Origin of the sequence: Streptomyces sp. CA-249302 (assembly GCF_050936785.1) — a bacterium.
In the GTDB taxonomy this organism is placed as follows: Bacteria; Actinomycetota; Actinomycetes; order Streptomycetales; family Streptomycetaceae; genus Streptomyces.
In genome coordinates this window covers 10,729,952-10,755,605 of sequence record NZ_JBNJMG010000001.1, presented here as the reverse complement: position 1 = coordinate 10,755,605, position 25,654 = coordinate 10,729,952, and the positions used below count along the sequence as shown (strand labels likewise).

Annotated in this window: 20 protein-coding genes and 1 pseudogene; 7 read left to right on the top strand and 14 right to left on the bottom strand. The window is 69.4% G+C overall.

The genetic code is table 11. From position 1 onward, the window contains the following. Window positions 1-77: 77 nt before the first annotated feature. From ACQEWB_RS48655 to ACQEWB_RS48595, 13 genes and pseudogenes are all read right to left on the bottom strand, one after another. Window positions 78-2,801, bottom strand: a complete 2,724-nt coding sequence (locus ACQEWB_RS48655; RefSeq protein ID WP_432844401.1) for a S8 family serine peptidase — start codon at window positions 2,799-2,801, stop codon at window positions 78-80. Further along, complete coding sequence (locus ACQEWB_RS48650) at window positions 2,684-3,436, bottom strand: hypothetical protein (RefSeq protein ID WP_432843198.1); 753 nt, start codon at window positions 3,434-3,436, stop codon at window positions 2,684-2,686. The genes ACQEWB_RS48655 and ACQEWB_RS48650 overlap by 118 nt, the downstream gene beginning before the upstream one ends. A gap of 394 nt (window positions 3,437-3,830) precedes the next feature. Next, complete coding sequence (locus ACQEWB_RS48645) at window positions 3,831-4,901, bottom strand: hypothetical protein (protein ID WP_432843196.1); 1,071 nt, start codon at window positions 4,899-4,901, stop codon at window positions 3,831-3,833. A 125-nt stretch (window positions 4,902-5,026) separates the two neighbouring features. After that, a pseudogene (locus tag ACQEWB_RS48640) lies at window positions 5,027-5,203 on the bottom strand (LamG-like jellyroll fold domain-containing protein); the annotation flags it as partial. Between the two features lie 21 nt (window positions 5,204-5,224). After that, a complete protein-coding gene (locus ACQEWB_RS48635; RefSeq protein WP_432843194.1) occupies window positions 5,225-5,764 on the bottom strand; it encodes a hypothetical protein in 540 nt (179 codons plus the stop codon). A gap of 371 nt (window positions 5,765-6,135) precedes the next feature. Continuing rightward, a complete protein-coding gene (locus ACQEWB_RS48630) occupies window positions 6,136-8,418 on the bottom strand; it encodes a LuxR C-terminal-related transcriptional regulator (RefSeq protein ID WP_432843192.1) in 2,283 nt (760 codons plus the stop codon). Between the two features lie 554 nt (window positions 8,419-8,972). Continuing rightward, window positions 8,973-10,259, bottom strand: coding sequence for a cation:proton antiporter (locus tag ACQEWB_RS48625; RefSeq protein ID WP_432843190.1), 1,287 nt, complete (start codon window positions 10,257-10,259; stop codon window positions 8,973-8,975). Continuing rightward, complete coding sequence (locus ACQEWB_RS48620) at window positions 10,256-11,614, bottom strand: B12-binding domain-containing radical SAM protein (RefSeq protein WP_432843188.1); 1,359 nt, start codon at window positions 11,612-11,614, stop codon at window positions 10,256-10,258. Before ACQEWB_RS48620 ends, ACQEWB_RS48625 begins: the two co-directional genes overlap by 4 nt. 16 nt (window positions 11,615-11,630) lie before the next feature. Continuing rightward, window positions 11,631-13,082 carry an FAD-binding protein gene (locus ACQEWB_RS48615; protein WP_432843186.1) on the bottom strand — a complete coding sequence of 484 codons (1,452 nt, stop codon included), beginning with the start codon at window positions 13,080-13,082 and terminating at the stop codon, window positions 11,631-11,633. Then, on the bottom strand, window positions 12,967-13,668 hold the full coding sequence (locus ACQEWB_RS48610) for an isopentenyl transferase family protein (RefSeq protein WP_432843184.1): 702 nt from the start codon (window positions 13,666-13,668) through the stop codon (window positions 12,967-12,969). The genes ACQEWB_RS48615 and ACQEWB_RS48610 overlap by 116 nt, the downstream gene beginning before the upstream one ends. Then, window positions 13,658-14,572 carry a transketolase family protein gene (locus ACQEWB_RS48605; RefSeq protein WP_432844399.1) on the bottom strand — a complete coding sequence of 305 codons (915 nt, stop codon included), beginning with the start codon at window positions 14,570-14,572 and terminating at the stop codon, window positions 13,658-13,660. The genes ACQEWB_RS48610 and ACQEWB_RS48605 overlap by 11 nt, the downstream gene beginning before the upstream one ends. A 70-nt stretch (window positions 14,573-14,642) precedes the next feature. Beyond that, window positions 14,643-15,326, bottom strand: a complete 684-nt coding sequence (locus ACQEWB_RS48600) for a thiamine pyrophosphate-dependent enzyme (protein WP_432843182.1) — start codon at window positions 15,324-15,326, stop codon at window positions 14,643-14,645. Between the two features lie 169 nt (window positions 15,327-15,495). Further along, window positions 15,496-16,962: an MFS transporter gene (locus ACQEWB_RS48595; protein WP_432843180.1), complete on the bottom strand. Its 1,467-nt coding sequence runs from the start codon at window positions 16,960-16,962 to the stop codon at window positions 15,496-15,498. Window positions 16,963-17,269: 307 nt separating this feature from the next. Between ACQEWB_RS48595 and ACQEWB_RS48590 the strand changes: the two genes are divergently transcribed. From ACQEWB_RS48590 to ACQEWB_RS48565, 6 genes are all read left to right on the top strand, one after another. Then, window positions 17,270-17,848, top strand: a complete 579-nt coding sequence (locus tag ACQEWB_RS48590; protein WP_432843178.1) for a TIGR00730 family Rossman fold protein — start codon at window positions 17,270-17,272, stop codon at window positions 17,846-17,848. A gap of 2 nt (window positions 17,849-17,850) precedes the next feature. Further along, entirely contained in the window at window positions 17,851-19,074 is a 1,224-nt protein-coding gene (locus ACQEWB_RS48585) for a PucR family transcriptional regulator (protein ID WP_432843176.1), read from the top strand. Further along, on the top strand, window positions 19,071-19,928 hold the full coding sequence (locus ACQEWB_RS48580; RefSeq protein ID WP_432843174.1) for an SAM-dependent methyltransferase: 858 nt from the start codon (window positions 19,071-19,073) through the stop codon (window positions 19,926-19,928). The genes ACQEWB_RS48585 and ACQEWB_RS48580 overlap by 4 nt, the downstream gene beginning before the upstream one ends. 49 nt (window positions 19,929-19,977) lie before the next feature. Then, a complete protein-coding gene (locus ACQEWB_RS48575) occupies window positions 19,978-20,829 on the top strand; it encodes an SAM-dependent methyltransferase (RefSeq protein WP_432843172.1) in 852 nt (283 codons plus the stop codon). A gap of 115 nt (window positions 20,830-20,944) precedes the next feature. Then, entirely contained in the window at window positions 20,945-22,147 is a 1,203-nt protein-coding gene (locus ACQEWB_RS48570) for a cytochrome P450 (RefSeq protein WP_432843170.1), read from the top strand. Further along, complete coding sequence (locus tag ACQEWB_RS48565; RefSeq protein ID WP_432843168.1) at window positions 22,144-22,449, top strand: ferredoxin; 306 nt, start codon at window positions 22,144-22,146, stop codon at window positions 22,447-22,449. The genes ACQEWB_RS48570 and ACQEWB_RS48565 overlap by 4 nt, the downstream gene beginning before the upstream one ends. On the opposite strand, the gene ACQEWB_RS48560 is transcribed toward ACQEWB_RS48565, so the two are convergent. Then, entirely contained in the window at window positions 22,381-22,899 is a 519-nt protein-coding gene (locus tag ACQEWB_RS48560; protein WP_432843166.1) for a helix-turn-helix domain-containing protein, read from the bottom strand. The genes ACQEWB_RS48565 and ACQEWB_RS48560 overlap by 69 nt on opposite strands. A 1,136-nt stretch (window positions 22,900-24,035) precedes the next feature. Here ACQEWB_RS48560 and ACQEWB_RS48555 point away from each other — a divergent pair. Then, on the top strand, window positions 24,036-25,610 hold the full coding sequence (locus ACQEWB_RS48555) for an acyl-CoA carboxylase subunit beta (RefSeq protein WP_432843164.1): 1,575 nt from the start codon (window positions 24,036-24,038) through the stop codon (window positions 25,608-25,610). Window positions 25,611-25,654 lie beyond the last annotated feature (44 nt).

The following is a 25,654-nucleotide window of genomic DNA, read 5'->3' as shown; positions in this document are numbered from 1 at the left end:
CAGGCCGTGTCCCCGACACGGGGAGTCCGGAGCGCCCCGGCGCCGGGGCGGTCCGGACGAGCAGGCGACAGCCGGGGTCAGGTGCCGCTCGCGGCGAGCAGGAAGGCCCGCACGATCGTCTGATCGGCGGCGTTTCCGCGGCCGTCGGTCACCTTGGCGCGCAGCGACACGGAGGCGGCGCCCGCGGGGGGAACCAGCCTCAGTGTCCCGGCTCCGCGTCCGGCCACCGGCTGCCAGGTCGCACCTGCGTCGTACGAGACCTCCACGCTCAGGGACCGCACACCGGCGCGAGCGCCCTCGACCGTGACGGGGACGAGGACAGGCCGACCGGCCGGTGCGGTCGAGTCCGGCGCGAGGTGCGGGTGATAGCGGATGTTCAGCAGGGGAATGCGCTCGGTTCCGTCGGTGACCGTGCCGGAGCGGAAGGTCCACGTGGCGGAGATCCGGGAGGAGACCCCGGTGATACTGGCCTGCTGGGTCAGGTCGGTGGTCAGGGTGTAGCCGACGTCCCCCGCCGGGACCGCGATGTATCCGGTGGACGGCGGGGAGGCGATGTCGAAGATGCCGGTGCCGTCCGCCGTGAGCCTGGTGCGGGCGCTGCCGCCGTAACGCAGGCCCGTGCTTCCGGGATGTCCCGCGCCATCGGTGTGGAGGGGAAGACTCAGGCGCAGGCGGTCCCCGGTGCGGAAGACACCCCACCCCTCGCTGCCGAGGCTGTCGCGTCCCTCCGCCAGGCCGAGTCCGGGCCCGAAGGTGCCCACCCCATAGCTGGTGCGGTACGTCCGTCCGGGGCGGTAAGGCCGCTCCGGACTGTAGTAGTTGGCCTCGTTGCGTACGGTCTGACCGTTCTGGGTCACGATGAAGCCCCAGGAGACTCCGGCCTCGGTGTTGACGTAGTCGGTCTGGACGCGGGGCAGGGCGGTGGTGCTGCGCAGGGCGACGCCGCCGGAGCTCATGCCGTCCGTGGCGTAGGGGACGGCCGAGACGTCGGCGGTCTTGTCGGCGACGGAGGCGCCGAGGGTGCTGTCGATGCGGGCCAGGTCACGACGGGTGAGGTGCCGGATGAGACCGGCGCCGGGCCGGTCGGGCAACGAGAAGGCGAGACGGAACTGCGGTGGGTTGCCACCCTGGGACGCTTCGGGGCGGGTCCAGACGCCGCCGACCATGGCCTGCAGCGAGCCCGTGGTCGCGCTGCCGCCTGTCTGGGCGAAGGACAGCCCGTCGAACGATCCCAGCCAGTAACTCGCCAGTCGTCCTTGCCCGTCGGCCGTGTACCTGCGGACGGCCAGGGCTCCGGCGGTCGTCGTCGCCTGCCGGTCGGGCACTGTCACGGTGACCGGTTCGGCGATGCGGGCGTCGAGGGTCAGGGAGGTGTCCTTGTCCATGTCGATCTGTGGCCGGTAGAGGACCGCACGCGCGGTCGTGCCGTCCGCCTGGCGGGTGGAGATCGTGGTGGTGAGGTGATAGACGCCGGGTGGGACACGCACCGTCGCGGTGCCGTCCGAGCGCATGGACAGCTGGTAGAGCTTGCCGGTGGTGACGTCGTAGAGCGTGTCGCTCGTGCCGGGTGCCGGGATGTCGCCGGTCGCGGATACATGACGAAGTGACAGGTCATAGGCCTCCGTCTCCCGGACCACACCGAGCGGGGTGCGGGTGACGACCCCGGAGGACGTGGTCGCGGTGACGGTTCCCGACAGCTGGCCGAGCGTCTTACCCACCCGGGTGTCGGACGTGACGGTGGCGGAAGCCGCACCGCCGGCGGCGACCGTGAGCCGTCTCGGGGAGACGGTGAAGGTGCCGTCGTCGGCCGGCCGGCCCGAGCGGTCGGTCGTCGAAGCCGTCAGGTCGAGTACGACGTCCTGGTCGCTGTCGTTGTGGTAGGTGAGCGTCTTGTCGACCGAGGGATCGTCGGTGTGCGGGTAGGTGGCCAGACCGAAGCTGAGGGAAGGCGGTTCGCTGGTCACGTGCTCACCGAGTGCGGCGGCGACGTCGATCCGGCCGGCGCCCTGCTGGAACGCGCCCTGGTCGGCGCGGGGTTCGGCGGATGCCACCAGCACACGTTTCAGCTGCTCTCCCGACCAGTCGGGGTGGGCGCTCGCCAGCAGCGCCGCCGCGCCGGCAACGTGCGGGGTGGCCATCGAAGTACCGGACGCCGAGGTGTAGTAGTCGTCGAACGGACCGTCGCCGGGCTGGACGCAGGCGTTCTCGCACATCGACGTACCGGCCGCACGGGCGGCCGTGATGTGCACGCCGGGAGCCGTGACGTCGGGCTTCACCGCGTTGTCGCCGATCCTCGGACCGGTGCTGGAGAACGGGGCGAGGGCGTCGGAGTCGTCGACGGCGCCCACGGTGAGCGCGGCGTCCGCGCTGCCTGGGCTGCCCACCGTGCTGTCGCCCTTGGTGCCTTCATTCCCCGCCGCCACGACGAACAGCGTGCCGTGCTCGGCGGACAGGGTGTTGACGGCGTCCTCCAGCGGGTCGATGCTCGCGGTGTCCGTACCGCCGAGGCTCATGTTGACGAGCTTCGCACCCTGGTCCACCGCCCACTGCATGCCGGCGAGGATGGCCGAGTAGGTACCGTTGCCCTGGTCGTCGAGGACCTTGCCGTTCAGCAGAGCGACATCGGGGGCGACGCCCTCGAACTTCCCGCCGGACGCGGCTCCGCTGCCGGTGATGATCGAGGCTACGTGCGTGCCGTGTCCGAAGTGGTCGACGACGTCGGCGGTGCCGGAGAAGTTCCGTGCTGCGACAACACTGCCGGCCAGGTCCGGATGCCCGGTGTCGATACCCGTGTCGAGCACGGCGACCTCGACGCCCTGACCGGTGTATCCGGCGGCCCACGCGCTCGGCGCGCCGATCTGCGGCACGCTGTGATCGAGCGTGGCCTTCGCCTTCCCGTCGAGCCAGATCCTCCGGATCCCGGGGCGGTCGAACGGGGCGCTTCCTCGTCGGGCGAGCCGCTCGGCCGGGTCAGTGAACGCCACAGCGTGCCGGCCGCCTTCTTGTCGACGGCGACCGCGGCGCCGCGGACGGCGGGCAACCGTCTGGTGACCACGGTCCCGTCGGGAACGGGACGCGAGCCGAGCCGGTCGGCGGAGAAGCCCGACCGCACCGTACCGCCGACGATCAGGGAGAGCTTGTCCTGGTGCGCGTCGTCGTATCCGGAGTTCAGCAGGGTCTTCAGGTCGAACAGACTTGGGTCCACCGTGCCTCGGGCGATCAGCCGCTCCGCGTCGGAGGGGATCACATACAGGTGCTCTCCGGTGTCCTCGACCCGGAAGCCGATGTCCTCACGGCCCTTGGCCGGCTCGAAGGACAGGAGCCCGCCGTCCGCGTCGAGGCGGAAGCGGTCCCCGGTGATCAGCGTCACCGCGGTCGTCGCGGACGCGGCACGCGGTGAGCCGATGGCGGCGGCCGGTTGGGCGACGGACGTCACGAGTGCCAGAGGCGCGAGTAACGTCGCGCAGGCGAACCAGGTTCTTCGAAGGGGTGACACGAGGCGGCCTCCGTGGAGGTGAGGGGGCAGGCGCACGCACCACAAGGTGACAGACGGCCGTTACCGCAACAACGAGATCGGAAGGCTCGTCCACGCCATGACGCAAACACGCCAGCCTCGACGCCGGCCGACCGCGTCGGCCTCGGTCCGGCGACTACGCCGCAGGTCGCCGCCGTCCACTTCACGCACACCGCGTCGACGAGGACACAAGGACCGCTCCCGCAGCGCCCTGGGGGCCGGGCGGGAGACACCTGGCCTCCCGCCCGTCCCCGGTTCCACCGAGGTCAGGGCGCCGCACCGCCGGTGGGCGGTGCGGTGCTCCGCCTGTCCCGGGTCACCAGGTCGGGTTCCAGCCGTCGGTGCCCGCGAGGTACTTCCGCGGGGTGCAGTCCCCCGCCTGGGTGGGGGTGAGCTGCGGCCGGTTGGCGTTCACCCCCGCTCCGGGCCCGCTGTTGTGGTACTCGGAGAACCGGGCCGACTTCCAGGAGTAGTCGGGGGTCATGTCGGTCCAGGGCTGTGCGGCCGTGATGGCCGCGGGCAGCGAGCTGTCCCGGATCACAGCCTGGGGCTGGGCGGTCGTGGTGTTGTGCCACGGCTGGCCGAGGAAGAAGGTGTCCGCTGCGGCCGAGGAGGTGATGCTGCTGTTGGTGATGAGGATGCCGTACCTCTTCGACTTCGCGCCGTCGTCCACCGCGTCCGGCGACAGCTGTCCCATGACCGCGGACTCGACGTTCCTGATCTGGGCGACCGTGAACTGGACGCTGCGTGCCGTGGTCGGTACCGGCCAGTCCGCGGGCTTCTCCCCGAAGGACGAGGCCCAGTCGGTCGGGTTGGCCACAGTGAGGTCGGAACGGTCCTTGGGGAAGATCAGGACCGGGCCGATGGTGGGGTCCTCGAAGGCCGCCAGCGCGCAGTTGTAGTCCCGTAGGGCCTTCAGCTGCTGCCACTGGAGGTCGGAGCGGTCGTCGTTCAGACCGCTCGCCGGGACTGGGGCGGGTTCCGGTGTCTCACCCGCGGTCCGGTTCTCCGGAGCGCACTTGTCCGAGGGCTCGGTACTCACCGGCGCCTTGATCTCCAGCTGGTCGGGGTACGTCGTTCTGAGCTGGTCGGTGACGGACGCGGGCGCGTCGATCCGCACCACGATCCGGTCGTTCTCGCCGTCGTAGTAGTAGTCCAGCTCGTACGCGGTCTCGGGGACGAGCGTGTCCGAGGTGGGCCGCACCCGGTCCACGACCGCGTCCTCGATGTCGTCGATCTGCTGTTGGGTGAACTGGCTGCGTACGACGGAGTCGGGCTTCGGCCAGGTCGTGGGGTCACCCCGTAGTCGGACTTCCAGTTCTTCGGGGCGACCAGGCAGTTGTTGCAGAATTTGTCGTCCGGGTAGTCCGAGGACACACGCATCCACGCGCCGGTGCCCCCGGTGATGCCCGTGTCCTGCTGCCCCATGGCCAGTACGCCGCTGTTGTGGGCCAGCGCCTGGAGCTGCTGCCACTGCACCTCGCGCCGGTTGGCCTCCTCGGCCACCTCGTTCGCGGCCAGCGCCCGGTTGTAGACGCGGCAGTCCCGCATCCGGCCCTTGAAGAGCTTGTCGCCGGAGTTGAGCGACCGTCCGACGTAGTCGGCGGTGGTCGTGCCGCCGCCGATCGCGCTCGGCTTGACGCTGACGGCGGTGTTACGGGCCTTCTCCACCCCGTTCTCGTAGAGGACGCCGGTGCTGCCGGTCTCGGTTTAGGTCACGTGCTTCCACAGGCCGCGCGACAGCTGGTACGCGGCGGCGGGCTGGGTGCCCTGCTCACCTTGGGAGTCGCCCGTCGTGATCGCGGCACGGAACTTGTTGCCGGTGGCCGACAGGTAACCGTTGCCGGAGGAGCCGCTGGTGTTGCCCAGCGAGAAGAAGGAGTACGGCGCGTCCAGGCTCGGGTCGGTCCACACGTCGAAGTCGACGGTGATCGAGCTCAGTCCGGACATGAGGCTGTCGGCAGCTTGACGTAGGTGGTGGAGCCGTTGAACTTCAGCCCGTCCTTGCCGCCCCAGTCGGCGGTCCCGTTGACGGTGCCGTCGTGGTTGTTGCCCGAGGTGTCCGTGGACCACCGTTCCGGAGAACTCGTCGAGCGGATAGTCGAGAAGCAGACCGCTGGTGACGTCCGCCTGGTCGGGCGAAGTGACACCGAAGGCGAGACCGCCGGCGGTCAGGACCACGGCCAGGGCGCCGCAGACGCCGGCGATCCGGCGCCGGCGCGCCGAACTGCCCCATGTCGTTGTTCGCATGCTTTTCCTTTCGCCGCTCTCGCGGCACATGCCCGCACGCCGGAGACAGCGCTGTGGTCCGGCGATCGCGGGAGTCGGGGCGGGGCGCGTCGGCGATACGGCCTCGGGTCCGCGGCGCGGGGCGCGAGAGCGGCGCGCACACGACAAACCTGGGCCGGTCACGCCTTCACGACCGCCCACCGATTGACAGACCGTCACGAAAGACGGCGCCCGGCAGACGGCGGGCGAATGCCGCCCGTCGTCGCCGCGCCCGCACCCGGTACCGCCCTGCAGCGGGTCCTGCTTGTCGTGGCCCGGTCAGGAACCAGCCTGGGTGCACGGGCGGGTCCCGGACCACTCGGGCAATTACCGGTGTTCGGCCCCCGGTGTTTCTACGGGGCCGAGGATTCCTGCGCGACCCACCAGGCGGCGACCTGGGCGCGGTTGCCCACGCCGAGCTTGGCCCGGATGTTCTCGACATGGAAGTCGATCGTCCGCGGTGACACGACGAACTCGGCGGCGATCTTCCGGTTGCTCATGCCCCTGGCCACCAGTTCCGCGACCTGGCGCTCGCGACGGGTGAGCGGACCGGGGAGAGCGGACGCGGTCGTGTCCTGGTTCCCGGGCTGCTCGTCCCGCGCCGGGTCCAGGGCGTACGTCACGGCCAGGCAGGGCCTGTCGTGGCGTCCGCCCACCGCGAGCGCCTGCTCGTACGCCGCGTGCCCCAGGGCTTCGGCGACCTCTTTCGCGCAGCGCTCGTGATGCTCGACCGGGCGCGGGCCGAACGCGGCGAGCGCCGTGCCCGCGGCCTTCCACAGGGCCTCCGCGGCCCCCATGAGCCCAGCCGCACGTTCATGACAGCCGCCCGACGCCGTGGCCCAGGCGAGGAGTTCGAGCATCCGCCCGACCATCGCGTAGTCGTCGAAACCCCGCATGTTCTCCAGCGCGGACCGGGCGTGTGCCCCTGCGGTCTCCGGATCGCCGTGCTCCCAGGCGTGGTGGCCGAGAGCCATCAGCAACTGCGCACGGCCCCACCGCTCGCCATCGGACTCGAACCCCTCGAGGACCTCCCTGCCGGTCTCGCCGGCGCGCGGGTCTCCGGCATACGCCTGGACACAGGACAGAGCGAGGAGCCAGGAGACGGCCTGTCGCTCCTCACCGAGCGCGTTGAGGGCGGCCCACGCTCTCTGGTACAGCTCGATGCTCTCCTGAGGGCAGCCGTGATAGTGCGTCGACGCCCCACGCAGGCCGAGTGCCTGGGCCGTGGTCACGGGGTCGCCCAGTCGCTCCCCCAGCTCGGCGGCTTCGTCGAGCCAGCGATCGGCGGCCACCAGGTCGCCCTGCGTCAGCGCCACCCAGACCGCCGCGAGGAGCGCCTGGCCCCGCGCCACCGTGGCGTCGGGTGCAGCCGCAAGGGCCAGCTCCAGCTGACGACGTCCCTCACCCAGGAAGCCGCCGACACACCAGTGCAGCCCGAGTGTCCCGGCCAGCCGCAGCCTGGACTGCGGATCGACGTCCTGGTCCAGGGCCGCCAGCAGGTTGGGGTGTTCCAGCCGCAGTCGGCCCAGTGCCGCCACTTGGCCAGGGCCGTACCAGCGTTCGTCCACACGGCGGGCCAGGGACAGGAAGAAGTCCCGGTGCCGGCCCCGCAGTTGCTCCTCCTCCCCGGACTCCGCGAGCCGCCGGAGCCCGTACCGCCGAATCGTCTCCGGCATCCGGAAGCGTGCCGGGCCCTCGCCCTCGGTGATCAGGACGACCGACTGGACGACGAGGCGTTCGAGGAGGTCCAGTACCTCGCTGCGGGCGATGCCGTATCCCCCGCAGACGGTCTCGACCGTGTCCAGACCGAATCCGCCGGCGAAGACCGACAGCCGGTTCCACAGCAGCTGTTCGGCGGGAGAGCACAAGTCGTAGCTCCAGCCGATCAGGTCCCGCAGCGTGCGCTGGTGCGGGCGAGCGGTCGCGCTGCCCCGTGTCAGCAGGTCGAATCCGTCCACCAGCCGCTCCGTGACCTGTCCGACCGTGAGTGTGCGCAGCCGGAACGCCGCGAGTTCGATCGCCAGCGGAAGTCCGTCGAGCGCGGCGCACAACCGGGCGGCCTCGGCCCGGTTCGCCTCCGTCACCTCGAAGCCCGACCGCACGGCGGCGGCACGGTTCCGCAGCAAGCGGATCCCGTCCGCCTGCGGCAACGGCGGTACCACGAGCACATGCTCGCCCGTCATGCCCAGTGTGTGCCGGCTCGTCGCGAGAACACACAGCCCGGGTGCAATCGCCAGCAGTGTCCCCGCCGTCTCGGCGCACGCCTCGACCACCTGCTCGCAGTTGTCGAGGACGATCAGCGTCCTGCGGGCCGCCAGAAACCCCGTCAGCCGCTCCAGGGCGCCCCGGGCGCCCACGTCCGGCACGCCCAAGGCCGTGGCCATCGCGTCCGCCACCGCCGCCGCCTCCCGGACGGGGGCCAGATCCACCAGCCACACGCCGTCCGGGAACACATCCGCGGCCACCGCGGCGGCCTCCAGGGCCAGCCGCGTCTTGCCCACCCCGCCAGGCCCGGCAAGGGTCACCAGACGCGCTTCACCGAGCAGGCTTCGGATCTTCGCGACCTCCGGCTCACGGCCCACGAAGCTGGTCAGAGCGGTCGGCAGGTTTCCCACCCGCTGCGGCCGGGCCGTCACCACGCTGTCCCGCACCCGCGACGTGGCGAACCCTGGCCCGACGTTCTCCGGGCACGGTCATCGCACGCCCCGTGCGGGGGCACGCTCCGGCGGATCTCCCGGACCGGAAACCGCTCAGCCGCGCCGTTCATGCCCAGCCTCTCTCTCAGGTGCCGATCGCTGCCGGGTCACAACCCGACGCACCTCCCCCTAAAGCGCTTAAATAATGCACCCCGCCCTGCACGCCGTCACCCGCATCCGACGGTGATGTCCGCAACAGAACAGGTTTGCGGTACGTCGGTCACCGGCCGTATTCAGCAGCGTGTCGGACCCCGCTCGCCGTCGGGCAGGCACGGCGGCGTCAGGAAACACCTCCTGGCGCTCGGCGCGAGTGTCGCCGACGGCAGGCGCCTCGCAACGCCCCTCTCGGCATCGACGGCCGGGAGCCACGAGATCGAGGACTTCGCGGCGGCACTCGGCCGGATGGCCGCGGGGCATCGTGGTCCCGAACGCCGTCGGATGATCAGTCATCCGGCAACCGGCGGCCGGGGCCATGCTGCCGGTCCCGTCCTTGCCTAGCACCCCTTTCCGGGCGAACCACCGCTCGTGACACGCTCCTTGTGCCCACGCGTCACGTCCTGGGGGCTCGCCCGCAAGGCGTGATCGCGTGGGTAGACAGCCTCCAGCAGCGGACCCGTCATGGCAGTGGTCACAAGGGCCATCACCACCATCAGCGAGTACAGACGGGTGTCGAGGATGCCGAGCTGGCGGCCGACGCTGAGGATGATCAGCTCGGTGAGGCCGCGGGTGTTCATGAGGACGGCTATGGCGGACGAGATGCGGTGATCGAGTCCGCCCGCGAGAGCGCCCGCGTACGCGCCGAGCAGTTTCCCGCCGATCGCGACCAGCAGGATCAGCGCCAGTTGGAGAAGGTCGGACCATCCGAGCCCGGACAGGTCGACCTGGAGGCCGGCGGTCAGGAAGAACACGGGGAGCAGCAGGACGTTGTTGACGGTTCCGACGCGTTCGTGGAGGTCGGCGCGGAGCCGGTCGGTGCCCGGGCGCGGGACGGCGACGCCGAAGAGGAAGCACCCGAAGATGAAGTGCAGACCCATCCATTCGGTGGCCGCACCGGACAGCAGAAGGCCGGCGAACATGAGGGCGAGCAGCAGCGCGGAGGGTCGGCCGTCGACCGTCGGCCGGGGCAGCAGCCGGCCCACCAGCCATCGGACAGGGCCAAGCATCAGCAGCAGGTACGGCACGAGGAGCAGCGCTCGCCAGGGGCTCCCGCCGGGGGAGACGACGGCCACCACCACGGCCAGCAGTGACCAGGCGAGCACGTCACTGAGCCCGGCGCAGCACAGGGCAAGGGCACCGAGCGGCGTACGGTGCATGGCCCGGTCGGTGAGGATGCGGGCCAGGACCGGGAACGCGGTGATGGACATGGCGGCACCCATGAAGAGGACGAAGCCCGTGTGGTTGTGGGTGGGGTATGCGTGCAGCAGCTGGCCGGCGAGTGCCATGCCCAGTCCGCAGGGCAGCACAAGCGCGGTCAGGGACACTGATGCGGCGATCCGGCCGGTGCCGCGGATCAGGGTCCGGTCCAGTTCGAGCCCGACGAGGAACATGAAGACCGCGACTCCGACGTCGGCCAGCGCGGTCAGTAAGGGCCTGGTGGCAGCGGGCAGCAAGGTTCGGGAGACAGCGCCTGCGAACAGGGTGGGGCCGAGGAGGACGCCGGCGAGGATCTCGCCGACGACGGGTGGCTGGCCGAGTCGCCGTGCGAGGTTTCCGAGCAGTCCGGCGGCGACGATGACAGTGGCGAGGGCGACGAGGAGGGGGGCCGCCTGCGGGGAGGTCACGGCTGTCCGACCCTGATCCTGCCGGAGGTGAGCAGATGGACCTTCTTGTCCGGCGCCACCCGCGGCACGGGGCGGTGTTTCATCCACATCGTGCCCTGGTGCGCGAGGTGGTCGAGGTACTCGGCCCGCACCTCCTGGTAGCGAACCGCGGTCTCCGGGAAGACCAGTTCGTAGATCATGTCGCAGAGGTCGAGGTTGCGCCGCCAGTGCTCCTCGTCCTGCGCGGTGACCGGCATGACGCCCCAGAAGCGGAACGGCACGTCGAGGAGCCGGTCGCGCGCGTCGGGAATGTAGGGCGTGTAGATGTTGGACTGGATGTGGTAGTTGGGCACGAGGCCGCGGTCGATGATCTCGCGGATGTAGTGGATCTGGGCCAGGTCGACGTCGTAGTCGATGTCCAGCAGACCGGAGATGAAGCTCGGTTTGATCGAGATGCCCATGCCCGCGGCGACTTCGAGCCGGTCCTCGAACCGGGTCACCTCGACCGGTTTGTTGATCTCCTTGCTGGTGAAGTTCTCGATCCCGACCAGGACGGACCGGCATCCCGTCTCGGCCATGCGTTCCAGGTTCGGGTCGGTGAGGGTCACCAGGCAGGTCTGCTGCGACCAGGCCATGCCGGAGTCGGCGAACACGTCCATGATGTCGTCGGCGTGTTCCTGGCGCATGAAGAAGAAGGGGTCCGCGACGGAGACCGCGTCCGCGCCGTACTCGTCCCGGAGGCAGCGGAGTTCTTCACGGAAGATCTCCGGATCCTTGTAGTTGATCTTGTAGACCATGGGGTTGAGGCAGAACGTGCACTTGTAGGTGCAACCGATGCTGGTGACGACGGTGTAGCGGATCTTGTCCCGTGTCTCGGGCGGGTACGTCTCGGCGATCCACGAGTTGTCGGGCCGGAAGGTCCGGAACTTCAACTCGTCGACCATGCCGAAGACCTGCTTGGCCCAGGCGAAGATGTCCCGGTCCGTGACCACGAACTCGCAGTCGACGTCGAGTTTCAGCAGGTCGGGCCGTAGGAAGTAGTTGGAGCTGACCGCCGGACCGCCGACGAAGAGCTTGGCCGCCGATCGGCGGGTGACGTCGACCGAGATCTGCTTGGTGCTGTCGTAGGAGTTGACCGTGGACGAGATGAGGATCGCGTCGGGCCGGTAGTCGAGGACGCGCTGCACGTTGTCCTCGTGGCTGCCGAAGTTGAAGTCGACGACCCGGACATGGGGCGTGTAGTGGCGGGCGGTGCTGTACAGGTAGGTGAGCGCCTGCGCTATGTGGTATGTGGAGCCGTTCCTCACCTCCGTCGCCAGATGGGGGCGCCAGCCCGTGCAGTAGCCGACGTGCGGAAAGACGATGACGACCCGCATGGGTTTCCTTCTCTCTTCAGCGTGTCTCGTGTTCGAGCGGCGTCAGGACTCCGTGCGGGTCGAAGCGGTGTTTGGCCTGTACGAAGTCGTGCCATCGGGGTCCGAAGTGCCTGCGCCAGTCCGCCGCCGACATCGGCAGCGCGTTGACCGGGTACGCCACCGCGTCGACGGCCAGCGCCCGTTCGTAGAGGGAGCGGTTGGCCGAGACCGCGGAACGCTCCGTGCCGGGGGCGGTCGTGCGCAACAACGCGAACATGAAGGCCGTCGTCGCGGCCGGCGTCCGGACGAACGGTGTTCTCAGCCGCGCGGTCGGTACGGGGTAGGCCATGACGAGTCCGGATCTGCCCAGGGTGTCCACGGTCAGCCCGGCGAGCGCGCTCCGCACGAACGCCGCGGTGGCGTGTGCGGGCAGCAGGACGTTGAGCCAGGGGTGTGGCCGGAACCAGTCGCCGGCCGCCCGGAGCCGGGACTCGCCGGCGGCCATGCGGTTGATGAAGTCGGCGTGGACGAGGTCCTCGGCCTGCTCGACGTCGCGTGCGCGGCCGCACGCCGGAAACAGGCCGGCCGCGTCGGGCGGTTGGCGGCGGGTGTAGTGCCGGGCGAGTTCGATCCGATACCGCCAGGTGCCGTCGGCCGCCGGGATGATCCGGCCCTGGACGTGGTCGTACATGCCTTCGTCCACGAAACGTTGCTCATCGGCGAGGAAGAACGCAAGGTCGTCGTACCAGATGCGGTACCAGCGGGTACGCTCGCGGGCCGGAGTGAGGCTCAGGGTCGCCCGGGTGATGACGCCGAACCGACCGAGTCCGCCGCGCACGCTGTCGAACAGCTCGCGGTTCTCGGTGGCCGAGCAGGTCAGCCGGGTGCCGGTACCGGTGACGACCTCCAGGGCCAGTACGTTGTCGGTCTGGGCGCCGTGCCGGTGGCTGGCACCGCCGAATCCGCCGACCGACAGGGTGCCCCCGACCGTGGTCCCGAGGTAGTCGGTGAGCACGGGCGGGGTCAGTCGGCGGGTGAGCGAGGCGTCGACGACGTCCGACCACAACGCGCCCGCGTCCACGACGACACGGTCGGCGGCCACCTCATGCACGGCGCGCAGCCCCGTCATGTCCAGCACGATCCCGTCGGCGCACTGGCTCTGGCCGTACGTCGAGTGTCCGGCGCCGCGTGCGGCGACGCGCAGTCCCCGGGTCCGCGCGTAGGAGATCACTCCCTGGACCTCCGCCGTCGAACCGGGTACGACGACCGCCGCCGGACGCGCGCTGACGCAGTGCCCGAAGTCGTCGGCGGCCTGGGCGAGTCGGACCTCGTCCGTGCAGAGGCGACCGACGGAGAGCGAGGTGTCGAAGGCGTTAATCGAAGACCTCCGAGAAGATCCTGTCCTGGAGGAATCCGTGCTCGGCGTGCCGGTCGCCGACCATCGTCGACAGCTCCTCGAGCATCGGCTCCGGCAGATCGAGGTCGGCAACGCTCTGCGGCGGGATCGAGTGTTTCGCGCACCATTCGAGAACGCGGTCCGGGCCGGGCAGCACGGCGACGAACGGCCGCCGTTCCGGAGCGGTCCACGCCGCCACGAACTCTGTGAGCAGGCTTCTGCCCAGGCGATCGGGCAGCAGCATGTGCCGGGCCCGGGCGCGCAGCCGTTTCCGGTAGCCGTCCGCGTCGATGATCCGCATGACCCGCACGGACATCGGGACGGGCAACGCGTCGCGCCGCTCGGCCAGCCCCAGCATGACCGAGACGGAACCGCCCTCCAGCACCACGAGCGGGTACTGGTCGACGAGTTCACCGAGGCTGGTCAGCGCCAGATCCACCGCCACGGCCGGCGGGATGTCGCCGTCGCGGACGGTCCGCTCGCCGAGCCAGATCCGGCGGATGCCCTGGGCGTCCTCGTCGGTGGCCCTGCTGCTGGTGACGGCCAGGTCGGTGAAACACTGGATCCGGTCGGCAACCAGGACGGGAGCACCGGTGACGGAGGCCAGCTCGGTCGCCGCAGCGCTCTTTCCGACACCCGTCGGGCCCACGATGGCGTGGACCCCGGACTCACCCGGCATCCCGGCCTCCCGGTTCGAGGACAAGGAAGGACCTGATCTCCTTGCCCAGGGTCACGGGGTCGAGGCCGTGCAGGAGCTCGTGCTCCTCCGGGGTGCCGTAGCTGCGGACCTCCAGATCGCGCCGGACGCCGAGCGTCAGCAGCCGATGGGGGACGTCCACGAGAGCCGAGGCCACCTGATGGGCGGATGTTCCGGCCAGATAGGGCTCGACCAGGACGATGTCGGTGCGCTGTCGGGCGAGCACCGCGGTGCGCAGGCCGTGGGCGTCGAAGGGCCGGATCGTCGACGCGTACAGAACGGTCACGTCCAGCACGGAGGTCGCGGCCAGCACCTGGTCCAGGGTCGGTCCGACGGCGAGGACGACGCCTCGTCGGCCTTGCCTGAGCACCGTGAACCTGCTCGACACCGGGTGCGGCCGGCTGTTGGTCCGGCTGGACAGCCGCAGATACACTCGCCCGTCGCCGGGCAGCGCGTGTCGCAGCAGGTCACGGGCCTCGTCCGGGTGACCCGGGACATGGATCGTCCAGTTCGGCAGCGAGTCGAGCGCGGCGACGTCTCCGGGTGCGAAGTGCGAGAAGGCGTACGGGGGCAGGTCGTACGAGGCACCCATGCTGACGAGCACCGCGCCCACGTCCTGCTGCGCGAAGTTCAGTTTGACCTGTTCGAAGGGACGCTCGATGAGGAAGGGCGCCACCGTGTGCACCACCGGTCGCAGACCGCACAGCGCGAGCCCGCCCGCGACCCCCATCATGAGCTGCTCCCGGATCCCCACGTTGATGATCCGGTCGGGATGTTTCCGCCTGGCCTCCCTGAACAGATGGGTGCCGATGTCGGCCAGGACGACGGCCGTCCGCGGGTCGTCGTCCAGAGCGTCGGACATCGCCCCGCCGAACGCGCTCCACATATCCCCGTAGGTCTTCTCGACGCTGAGTTCGTCTTGGGATTTCACGCTGATCCGCTCCTGGTGGACGGGGTTAGCGGCTGACGGTGGCCACGACGGCGAGCGGCCGGTCGGGGTGGTCCCGGGTGAGCGCGGCGAGGATGTCCTCGTGGTCCTCCCCGTCGACGACGGCGGTGTCCCAGCCCTCGCCGGCGAAGCGCCGGTGGATGCCACCGGGCCAGCCGTGGCTGGCCGTCCCGTTGTCCAGGGCGATCACCGTCAGGCGGTCCAGCCGCATCCGGCCAGCGACGGCCATGGCCTCGTGGTTGCTGCCCTCGTCGAACTCGCCGTCGCCGATCAGCACGAAGACCCTGGGCTTCGTCCGCCCCTGGATACGCAGGCCCAGTGCGACACCGACCGCGAGGGGAAGTCCGTGGCCGAGGGAACCGGTGGACATCTCGGCTCCCGGCACGTTCGCCCGGTCCGGCGAGTAGCCGAGGGGCGAGTCGAAGGCACCCCACTCGCTGAGCTGTTCCGGCCGCAGGAACCCCTTCGCCGCGAGGACGGCGTAGAAGGCCATGGGGCCGCTCGCTTTGGAGAGCATGAAGCGGTCGCGGTCCTCGTCCTCCAGGCGGTCCGGCGCTACGTCCAGTACGCGGTCGTAAAGGACCCACAGGACGTCCTTCGTGGATGACGAGGAGAACGAGTGGCGTTCGTCGCCGGTCAATCGGGCGATCAGTTCGGGAAGTTCGCCGTACCCGAATATCTTGGATTTCATGGTCCGCTACCCCTCAGATTAATCCCGGCGCTGTGCTGCCCGGTAGCCGACCGAGGCAGACGTTCGGCAGAATTCGAGCCTATGTATTCGACTCTTCGGTGGCCATGCTCATCAATGCACAATCGCGCTGCTCGCTTTTACATAGTGGTAAAAGACGGGCCGTCGAAGTTCACGGTGCGGAGACCGTCTCCGGCGGTGGGTCCGGGGTCGATGCGCGGGTCCGCTCGGCCCGGGTGCGCAGAGTAAAGGTGGCCGCGATCGTGCCCGCCGTCACGAGTGCGGCCGCGGCCAGGAAGCCGAGCCGGAAGCCGTCCGTCGACGCCTGGCGCGCGGCGACGCCGTGGTGGACCTCGTGCGCGGTCCACCAGGTGGCCAGCGAGGCGAGTAAGGCGAGCCCGAGGGCGCCGCCGACCTGCTGTGACATGTTGATCAGCCCACCGGCCAGACCCGCCCGGCGTGGTTCGACCCCGGAGACGGACAGGACGATGAGCACGACGAACCCGAACCCGCCGCCGACGGAGACCAGTGCGGCCGGGCCGAGAATGTCGGCCGCGAAGGAACCACGGGGCGACAGGAACGAGAACCAGACGTACCCGAGGACCGCGGCGCCCATACCCGTCAGCAGCGTCCTGAGCACACCGACCCGGACCAGTCGACGCGCGGCGATCCGCGCGAACACGACCTGGCCCAGCGCGAGCGGCAGGAGGGACAGGCCGGCCCCCACAGGTCCGTAGCCGATGACCTGTTGGGCGTAGAGGGTCACGAAGAAGTTCGTCGCCACCACACCCGCCATGAACACCACCATCATCGCGTTGGCCACGCACAGCGCGCCGGAGCGGAAGACGTCGAAGCTGATCAGGGGCGTGGACGCACGGAGTTCGGTGAGCGCGAAACCCACCAGCAGGAAAGCCGCCGCCCCCAGGGCGGCAAGGGTGGCGCTCGAGCCGAGACCGTGTTCGCCGGCCTGCACCAGGCCGAAGATGAGGAGGGTCAGACCGGCGGTGGCGGTGAGCGCGCCCAGGACGTCGAACTCCCGCGCGGACACACAGCGTCGAGCACCGGCATCGGTGATCAGCCGGATGCCGAGCAGGGCCGCGCCCAGGGTCAGGGGTGCATTGACCCAGAAGACCCAGGGCCAGCCCAGGGCGTGGGTGAGAACACCGCCGAGCACGACTCCGGTGGCACCGCCGGCGCCGGACACGGCCGTCCACGTGCCCATGGCCCTGTTGCGTTCCGTCTCCTCCTGGAAGGTCACGGCCACCAGGGAGAGTCCGGCCGGCGACAACATCGCACCACCGAGTCCCTGCACGGCGCGTGCGGCGACGAGTTGCCAGCCGGTCTCGGCGAGCCCGCAGGCCACGGAGGCCAGACCGAAGGTCACCAGTCCGGTGAGGAATATCCGCTTGCGTCCCAGCAGGTCGGCTGCCCGCCCGCCGAGCAGGAGAAAGCCGCCGAAGGTGAGCAGGTACGCGTCGACGACCCAGGCCAGATCCGGTCGGGAGAAGCCGAGTGCCGTCTCGATCGACGGCAGGGCGACGTTGACGATGGTGATGTCCAGGACCACGGCGAACTGCGCCGTGGCAAGCAGTGCGAACGCCTGTCGGCGGCGGGCCGCCGAAGCGTGTTCGTCGGTCATGGGGGCCTCGGATTCCGGTCTCGGTGCTGCCACGGGGAGCGCGGGATACGCGGGCGCGTCCGCGCGCAGTCTCGCTCCAAGGGCCGTCGCACCGGAACTTCCGTGAGGAAAACTTCACCGTTTCTCACCTCCCGCTGGCGCAACGGCACGCTTCGACAAGAAAGTGTGCGCGGGATGACAAGAAAGCCCGACATCGCTCTGGCACGATTCGGGTTGGAATGAAATCGGCCGCCGCCTGGCGAGAAGTCGGCATTCGCTGTCTCTCATCCCCTCGGTAACGAAGCTCGGTAACGAAGGACGAATTACTATGCCGATAGAAGCCGTCACCGTGTTCTGCGGAGCAAAGCCGGGTCTGGCCGAACAGCACCTTCGAGCGGCGGGCGAGCTGGGCCGGACGTTGGCCCGGGCCGGGCTCGATGTCGTCTACGGAGGTGCCTCGGTCGGGCTCATGGGCCCGCTGGCGGACGAGGCCCTGAGCGCCGGCGGACGTGTCGTCGGAGTGATTCCCGAGAGCCTCCACGCCCATGAAGGTGCCACCCATCCGAGGTTGACGGAGCTTCATGTGGTGTCCGACATGCACCGCCGCAAGGCCGTCATGGCCGACCTGGGTGATGCCTTCGTCGCGCTGCCCGGCGGGCTGGGCACCGTCGAGGAGTTCTTCGAGGTCCTCACCTGGTCCCATCTGGGACTGCACGGCAAACCCTGTGTGCTGCTGGACAGCGGCGGCTACTACCGGCATCTGCACGCCTTCCTCTCCGACGCCGTCCGGGAGGGGTTCGTCACCGCGGGCACCGCTCGCCGCCTCGTGGTCTGCCGGCGAGTCGACGAGGTGCTCGCGGCACTCGGTCACCCCCGCGCGCACACCGTCGTGACGGAGCGCGGGTAGACATGGGCAGGGCAGCCGTGCGCAACGGCGAACTCGGTGCGATCGTCTCCTTCTTGTCCTTGCACGGGCGCGAGGTCGTCGAGCGGCTCTCGGCCGCCGCCGACCGCAGCGTCCCGGCCCATGCCAGGATCGCGGGCCCGCAACGGACCGAGTACGAGGACCTGTTGCGCGCCCTCTGGTCACAGCTCGTCGAGGCGTTCCGCGACGACAAGGACTGCCTGGAGGCCGGCACACGCCCGTTGTGCGAGGTGACGCGCATCCTCGCGGACCACGCGTTCACCGGGGGCGAGGTCCTGCAGGTCGTGCGGGTCGGCCTCAAGACGGCATGCGAGTACGTCCTTGAGCAGAGCCCGCCGGAACTGGTGGTCGGACTCATGGCCTTCGTCTCGTACTGTCAGCCGGCCGTCCGCTCGCTCTCCCACGGCGCCGTGGCGGGATACCACCGCCACCTGATGGAACGGGGGCAGGCAGCCTCGCCCCATGAGACCGTCGGACAGGACCTGGTGTGCGGAAACGTCGCCGACACCGGAGTCGCCGAACTGGGTCCGGCCCGGTTCACTCCGTCCACCGTCCTTTTCCTGTCCTGCCGGTGCCACTCCGGGGAGGGGGCCAAGCACACCTGGCGCAGGGTGGCGAAGGGCCTGGAAGCCGAGGACGTGTTCTGGGCGCTGGTCGGCGACGATCTCGCTCTCGTCGTTCCCGGCCGTCTCGGCAAGAGGGCTGCCGACCAGCTCCACCGGCGGGTGGCACAGGAGTCGGACACGGCCTTCTGGTCCCTGTTGTCGCCGCCCGTGGGGGCCACGGAGATCCAGACGGTGACCAGGGAATGCCAGGCCTCCCTGGCGAGTCTTCGCCGGCTCGGCTATCCCGCCCAGTGCTACGAGCTACGGTCCCTGCTCTTCGAGCGGATCGTCCTCAGCGCGGATCCGGGGACACTCGACCAGGCCATCGAGCTGATCCAGCGGGTCACCACCGACACGAAACTCGCCGACACACTCACCGCCTGGATCGCCTGCCACAGCCATCGTGTCGAGACAGCCTGCTCCCTGGGCATCCATCCGCGGACGCTGGACTACCGACTGCGGCGGATTCGCACCCTCGTCGGGCTCGACCCCACCGAATCATCGGCGATGTCCCTGCTGCGCTGCGCGTCGATCGCCTGGCTGGCCGACAGCGCACCGCCCTCCCGTCCGAACCGTCCTACGAGAAAGGGCGCCCCCTCATGACCACGACCAGGACCGAGAGCCATGCGCGCAACGCCTACGAACGCGACCTCAAAGCCCACTGGGACGCCAAACGGTCCGACGACATCAACCTTCTGCTCGGTGCCGACGACGACCTCTACCACCACCACTACGCCATCGGCGACTACGACCACACGGTCCTGGACACACCGCCCGAAAAGCGAGAGGAGGCGATCCTGCGGGAACTCCACCGCATGGAGAGCGATCAGGTACGGCTGATCGTCGACGCCCTCGCGGACGTGCCGTCCACGGCCCGGGGCATGGACGCCGGCTCCGGTCGCGGCGGCACCGCCTTCACCCTCGCCCGCGAACTCGGCTGCCGGGTCGACGGCGTCAACTTCTGCGAGCACCACGTGGAATTCGCCGAGCGGATAGCGATACGGCACGGCTGGGACTCACAGGTCCGCTTCCACCTCGGCAACATGCTCCAGACGCCGTTCGCCGACGGCCGGTTCGACTTCGTCGTGTCCAACGAGACCACAATGTACGCCGATGCCTTCGAGGCGATGCGTGAGTTCGCCCGGCTCCTGCGCCCCGGTGGCCGCTACGTCATGACGACCTGGTGCCGTGACGACGCGGTCGACCCTCGCTCCGAGGCGACGCGACGCATAGACGAGCACTACGTGTGCCGGATGCACCGGCGCGGCACCTACTTCCGGGCTCTGGCGGCCAATGATCTGGTCCCCTACCGGGTCCGGCGCTACACACACGAGGCCATGCCCTACTGGGAACTGCGCAACCACACCGCCCTGCGCACCGGAGTCGAGGACGCCTTCCTGCAGGGCTACCGAGACAGCACGCTCAACTATCTCGTCATCGCCTCCGAACGCGTCTGAGCCGCTCCGACCGACCGGCCCGCATCCGAACCACCCTGGAGGAGCCCCCATGCCAAACCTGGACGTCGTCACCCTCGGCGAGCACGACATCGAGCAGCGGAGCTACTGGGACACCAAACAGTCGGACGACATCAACCTCCTGCTGGGCAGCGAGGACGGCCTCTACCACCACCACTACGGCATCGGCGACTACGACCACACGATCCTGGACGCGCCGGCCGAACAGCGAGAGAAGCTGATCCTGCGGGAACTTCACCGCATGGAGTCGCTGGAGACCGGCCTGATTCTCGACGCCCTGGGGGACGTGCCGTCCGCGTCCCGCGTCATGGACGCCGGATCCGGCCGCGGCGGCACCTCGTTCATGATCGCCGACCGTTTCGGCTGCCGGGTCGACGGCGTCAACTACTGCGCCCACCACGTCGAGTTCACCGAGGAACTCGCCCTGCGACGCGGTGTCGCCGACCGCGTCCGGTTCCACTTCGCCAACATGGTCAGCGCCCCCTTCCCCGACCGGACCTTCGACTACATCGTCTCCAACGAGACCACCATGTGCGTCGACATCCACAAGGCGTTCGCCGAGTTCGCGCGCCTGCTGCGCCCCGGCGGCCGCTACGTCGCCGTCACCTGGACCCGCCACGACGCCGTGCACCCGCGCTCGGAGGCGTCCCGGCGGATCGACGAGCACTACCTGTGCGGCATGCACAAGCGCAGCACGTACTTCGAGGCCCTGGCCGCGAACGGTCTGGTCCCCTACCACGTGCAGGACCACACCGAGGCGGCCGTCCCCTACTGGGAACTGCGTGAGCGGTCGGCCCTGCGCACCGGAGTCGAGGCCCCGTTCCTGGAGGGATTCGGCGAGCACAGCATCGACTATCTGGTCATCGCCACCGAGCGAGTGTAGGCCGGGCCGGCCCGTGGGACCGGCCTTCCCCGGAAGCCGGACGGAGTACGTGCCGGGGCTCGCCTCGCGTGCCCCGGACGACGAGAGGCGTGAAGATGAGGATGGTGAGCAGGCGATGACCGACGCGGCAGAACTGCCACTCGAGATGCGGCGCGAAGGCCTCGACCCGGTCCAGGAGCTGGCACGGGTCCGGGACCGTGAGGGCGTGGTGCGCCGGCCGACGCTGTTCGGTGCGCCCGCCTATCTGGTCTGCCGCTACGAGGACGTCCGCGAGGTGATGGCGGACTCGACCCGGTTCAGCCTCGCCCGTACCCCGTTGTTCGGGCTGACGAGCGGCGGCGACGTCAGCGAGGCCGAACTGGCCAGGATGCGGGCGGGCAATCTGCTCGGCTACGACCCGCCGGAGCACACGAGATTGCGCCGGATGCTCATCCCGGCGTTCACGGAGCGCCGGATGCGACGTCTGGAGGCACGGGCCGTGGAGATCGTGGAAGCATCACTGGACCACCTGCAACGGTCCGGGCCGCCCGCCGATCTGATGGCCGACTTCGCGCTGCCGATCCCCATGATGGTGATCTGCGAGCTGCTGGGCGTGCCGTACGCCGATCGGGCCGGTTTCCAGGACCGGTCCGCCCGGGTCCTGAACCTGTCGCTGCCCATGCAGGAGCGCAACGCGGCGCGCCGGGCGGACCGGGAGTACCTCGCCGCTCTGGTCGCGCACCGCTGTGCGGATCCGGGCGACGACCTGATCGGGATGCTGGTCCGTCACCACGGTGACGAACTGAGCACGGACGAGCTGATCGGCATCGCCGGGCTGCTGCTGCAGGCCGGCCACGAGACGACCTCCAACATGCTCGGACTCGGCACCCTGGCGCTGCTGCGCCACCCGGACCAGCTGGCAGCGATCCGCGACGACCCGGCTCAGGTCGACGCGGCCGTCGAGGAGCTCCTGCGCTGGCTCTCCATCGCGCACACGCTGCCGCCGCGTACGGCCACGACGGACGTGGAGATCGCTGGAACGGTCATACCCGAGGGCTCGTTCGTCATGCTGTCGATTCCCGCCGCCAACCGGGACAGCGCGTTCGTCAGCAATCCCGACGCCCTCGACATCACCCGGGACGCGGCGGGGCACATCGCCTTCGGGCACGGCGTACACCATTGCATCGGAGCGCCGTTGGCCCGGATGACCATGAGTGTGGCCTTCCCCGCTCTGCTGCGGCGCTTCCCCGGCCTGGCGCCGGCCGATCCGGATGGAGGGGCCGAGTTCCGGGGCTCCAGTCTGGTGTTCGGGCTGAGCTCACTGCGGGTGACCTGGTGACGGCGGGCCGCACCGGGCAGGCCGTGCGGGTGACAGCCGACCGGGAGGCATGTATCGGCGGCGGGATGTGCGTGCATGCCGCCCCCGCCGTCTTCGACCAGGACGAGTACGACGGCCGGGTCGTCCTACTCGTCCCAGAACCCACCCCCGAGCACGCTGTCCACGTCCGCCGCGCCGTCACGATGTGTCCGGTCCGCGCTCTCGGCCTGGTACCCCGCGACGGTGCGCGAAGCTCAGACGACGTCGTGCCCGGCGCGGTACTCACGGGGAGACACTCCGAGGACGGAACGGAACTGGCGTGAGAACTTGGAGGCGTCGTCGATTCCCCACCGAAGGGCGATGGCGCTGACGTTCTCGTGCCGAAGCGCCGGGTCCCGGAGATCGCTCGCGCACCGGTGAATCCGCTGCTCAAGAACCTCGTGCGCGACACCGCGATGCTCCCCTTCGAAGATTCTGTGCAGCTGCCGGACCGAGATATGAAAACTATCGGCGATCATGGCCGGCCCGAGCGAGATGTCCGCCAGATTTCGCGCAATGAATTGCCGTATGGCCTCCGCATCTCCTTCACTTCCTTGTCCCGCATATTCCATGTCATGCATGGACTCAGCCAGTACCGTATCGAGAAGCATTCGTATCGACCGGTACACCACACGAATCGACTCTTCACTAAAATGCGTAAGGTTCATAGTGACGGCCCGTAAGAGACAGGCAGTCGCATTGCTTATACCGGACGTTCCGTCGATGATTTGCACAGAAACATCGGATGAAAGCCAGGCATGGTCGACGGATGCTCCCCCGGGGATACTGATCAAAGCCAATCGCGCCCCCTCGGCCATACATAATCGCCCCTCTCTGCCCAGATCACAGATCCCCAGGTCACCGGCGCCCAACAGAGCCCGACCAGGCTGGTTCTCCTGCCTGATCGCCACTTCTCCATCGACGACGTGGACCAGGCTCCAGAACTCGGGACGCGGGACTCCCTCATCATGCCCGTCATATCTGATCTCGATGTCGCAAGGCGGGGACAGAATATCCGCCAACATCTCTCCGTCGACCCGGCGCCCGGTCAGGTGAGCCCCTCTGTCCGTCCTCGCCCGGTACCACAGGGAATGCCAGCCGGACCGGGACCCCTCACACCACTTTCCCGGCTCACCATGCAGCAAAATCCGAAAGTTTCCGTCGCCGTGCGATAATCGAGCACCGTCCACCATGCCTCCACCCACAACAGATCTCCCCAGGAAGAGATCTCACAGTAACGACACCGCGGCGCACACTTGGTAGAAGTTTAAACTTACTCTTGGAGGGGATTCAACCGCAAGGCCCCCCTTCCGTCACCAAGAAATATTTAAGAAGGTAAATTCCCCGCCTTGGTCAGTTGTTCGGCCATTGAGCTTCTTCGGGTTGGCCTCCGGTCGGGTGACGGTCCATGACGCGCAACGAGCGAGGCCCTCGGGCTCTTGGTCGAGACGTCCGACGTCTCAACCACGCTGGTCGTCACCCGCGAGGGGACCGGCGCTGCAAGGTCCGCCCGTCCCAGCGCGCGACGGCTGCACTGGTGTAACTGCGCGAACACACCACCCTGGCGAAGATCGCCGCCGGGTTCGGGACCAGCCGACGTCACCAGGCCCGTGGACGAGGACGTCCACCGGACGGGCAAACGGTGCCCGCCGCGAACCTTCAGCCCGAGGGGTGAGCCACTGCGGACTGTCGACCGAAGGCCGACAGCTGGTCACCACGGGTGTTCCGCAGCAACACGCATCGACCCCCCCCTTGTCACATCAGCACCAATCGCATGCCCCTCGGGACTCATCTCCCACAAGAAAACCTACAGACCTCCCTGATCAGCCCTCCCCCGCTGCCATATTCGAAAGCCATTTCGGAGGTGGTAGTGGCACAAGAGGCAACAACGTCACGGACGAGGCAGGTACCGCAGCCTGCCCTCGACCGTACGGTCGACCGCATCGCCGACCTGGACGTCCGTCAGGCGCTGGCGACGGCTCCGGGCGGCACGAGACGGCGTGGGCGGTTCGGCGCACGGGAGCGGATCGAACGGCTGCTGGACCCGGGCTCCTTCACGGAGACCGGTCTGTTCGTGCGGGCCCGGCCCGTCGGGGACGGCGCCCGGCGCCCGTTCGGGGACGGGGTGATCACCGGGTACGGCACCGTCGACGGCCGTACCGTCTGCGTCTTCGCCCAGGACTCCACGGTCTTCGGCGGCAGCATGGGCGAGGCCTTCGGGGAGAAGACGGTCGCCCTGATGGACCTCGCCCTGAAGATCGGCTGCCCGGTCGTCGGGCTCAACGACGGCGGCGGGGCCCGCATCCAGGAGGGCGTCTCCTCGCTCGCCCTCTACGCCGAACTGGTCCGCCGCAACGTCAAGGCGTCCGGCGTGATCCCGCAGGTCTCGGTCGTCCTGGGCCCCTGCGCGGGCGGCGCCGCCTACTCGCCGGCCATCACGGACCTCACCGTGATGGTCGACGGCGCCTCGCACATGTTCGTCACCGGGCCCGAGGTCATCGAGGCGGTCACCGGCGAACGCACCGACGCCGAGGAGCTGGGCGGCGCCCGCACCAGCAACACCCTGAGCGGCAACGCCCACTTCCTCGCCACCGACGAGGAGGATGCCCTGGACACCGTACGGGACCTGCTGTCGTATCTGCCCGCCAACAACCTCGAACGGCCGCCGGAGTACGCCCCGGCCCCCGCCCACGACGGCGCCCGGCTGGACGAGCTCGTGCCGGACCGGCTCCAACAGGCCTACGACATGCGGGACATCCTGCACACGGTCGTCGACGACGGTGAACTCCTGCAGATCCAGGAGCTGTTCGCGCCGAACATCATCTGTGCGCTGGCCCGCGTCGAGGGCCGTTCGGTGGGGGTGGTGGCCAACCAACCCCTGTGCTCGGCCGGGGTGTTGGACATCGACGCCTCCGAGAAGGCCGCGCGTTTCGTACGGTTCTGCGACGCGTTCGGCATCCCGCTGCTGACCTTCGCCGACGTACCGGGCTATCTGTCCGGCGTCCGCCAGGAGCAGGCCGGGATCATCCGGCGCGGGGCCAAACTGCTGTACGCGTACGCCGAGGCGACCGTCCCGAAGGTCACCGTCGTGGTCCGAAAGGCGTACGGCGGCGGATACGCGGTGATGGGCTCCAAGCACCTCGGCGCCGACGTCAACCTCGCCTGGCCCACCGCCCGTATCGCCGTGATGGGCGCCGAGGGCGCGGTGGGCATCCTGCACCGGCGGGAACTCGCCGCCGCGGCCGATCCGGTGGCCCTGCGCGAACGGCTGGTCGCCGCGTACGAGAGCACCCACGGCACCCCGTATCTCGCCGCCGAGCGCGGCTACGTCGACGCCGTCATCGCCCCTCACGAAACCCGCGAGCAGGTCTGCCGCGCACTGCGGACGCTGCGCGGCAAGCGCGCCCCGATGCCGGAGCGCCGCCACGGCAACATCCCCCTCTGAACCGGACCGAACGGTACCGAACAGTCCGGTCCGCCCTCTCCTCG